The organism is Schlesneria sp. (assembly GCF_036405755.1).
GTDB lineage: Bacteria > Planctomycetota > Planctomycetia > Planctomycetales > Planctomycetaceae > Schlesneria > Schlesneria sphaerica.
Window position 1 is genome coordinate 1 of record NZ_DASWWZ010000632.1, and the last position, 1575, is coordinate 1575.

Sequence of the window (1575 nt, forward strand, 5' to 3'; positions counted from 1 at the left end):
CATGAACGATGTGGATGCGGTTGGGATCAATTTCCGAGGAATCGATCGGGAGGGACAGCCAGAATCATGGATTGCGGCAGACGCACCCTCGGGACATCGTGACTGGAATCAAGGTGGTACGTACCGAAATCAGAATGCTCACCCGCTGGAATACGATGCCAGCCACAATTTCAAATTGAATTCATGGAGCTACGACGAACCACGATTCACCCGTCCGTTTTACTACGGGCGGGCTGCACACGGGATGACGCTCATCCAGATGTTCAACAAGTCCTACAGCGATATCGATGAAATTCGATTCAGCCTGTTCAAGTTCAAAATCCCGCGGTTTCCGCGACCAGCGTGGGATTTTCAGTATGTGATCCGCAACATTCAGTCGGATCGGGAATACGGCTTCAAGGCACGTCTGGTCTGGAAAAGGTTCATTAGTCCAGAAGATTGCCTGAGCGAGTACGAGTCGTGGGCTGCGACCGTCGTTGAATAGCTTGTCCGCTCGCACTGATCGCAGCCCATGATGTTCGATTTCACGGGCGCGATGGGCGTCGAGTCCTTAGAAGCTCTGACATAACCCCAGCTTCAATTGGCACGCCTTTTGCGCCAGCACTGATCTTCCAGTGAAGTGAGTCTCACGGAGGGTAAGTCATGGCGAACGCTCAGATGCCGGATGAATTCTTTGCGGAATTGGAACCTCAATTGCCTCCCGAGCCCGAGATGGGTCCGCTTGGCGGTCGTCCTTTTATTCCGCATGGCATTGTGATGAGGGTGATTTGGTTTGTGCTGACGACAGGGTGTCGATGGGAGGACGTGCCGCCGGAAATGGGATGTTCCGGTCGCACGGCTCACCGTCGCTTGAAAGCTTGGGAAGAACTCGGAGTCTGGGATCATTTGCACGTCCAAATGCTCAAGCTGCTGAAGAAAGCAGATGCTCTTGAAGCAGAGATTGCGATCGTTGACAGCGTCATTGTGCGTGCCTTCGGTGGAGGTGAGAGCACCGGCCCGAATCCTGTCGACCGCAGGAAACCAGGCTCGAAACAGACGCTCATGGTTGATCGGAATGGCGTTCCCCTGGTAATCCATCTGGCGAAGGCCAATGACAGCGACCAGAAACAATTGGTACCGACCGTGTTGGACTTTCCTCGAATCAAGGGCAAGCGGGGCCGGCCGAAAACTCATCCCGATGAAGTGTACGCAGACCGAGGGTATGACAGTCAGCACAATCGGCTGCTGCTGAGTTGGCTGGGAATCACACCCCGGATTGCCAAACGCAACACCCCGCACGGAAGTGGACTGGGAAAGGTTCGTTGGGTTGTCGAGAGAACGATCAGTTGGTTGAAAGGCTTGCGACGAATGAGAGTTCGCTACGATCGATTGAAGATCATCCAGGAGGCCTGGAACACGCTCGCCGCAGCCGTCATCTGTTTTCGAATCGCCAAGCACGACGCTATCTTATAAAAACATGGTTGTGTCAGGGCCTCTTAGAGACACCCTCTCGCTCGCACAGTGGCACGAACGGAAGTATCCCGCTACAACTCGACTGATCAGCCGAACCTCGCGTGCTTTAGCTGGAGAATCGAC

Annotated in this window: 2 protein-coding genes; both read left to right on the plus strand. The window is 54.3% G+C overall.

The window, feature by feature from the left end:
• Positions 1-484, plus strand: a 484-nt coding sequence (locus VGE80_RS21040; protein ID WP_440594003.1) for a hypothetical protein, incomplete at its 5' end; no start/stop codon positions are given.
• Between the two features lie 158 nt (positions 485-642).
• On the plus strand, positions 643-1452 hold the full coding sequence (locus VGE80_RS21045) for an IS5 family transposase (RefSeq protein ID WP_440594004.1): 810 nt from the start codon (positions 643-645) through the stop codon (positions 1450-1452).
• Positions 1453-1575 lie beyond the last annotated feature (123 nt).

What these genes read in the sequence shown, in the direction of transcription:
- VGE80_RS21045 (WP_440594004.1), top strand. Translation starts at nt 643, where the DNA reads ATGGCGAACGCTCAGATGCCGGATGAATTCTTTGCGGAATTGGAACCT.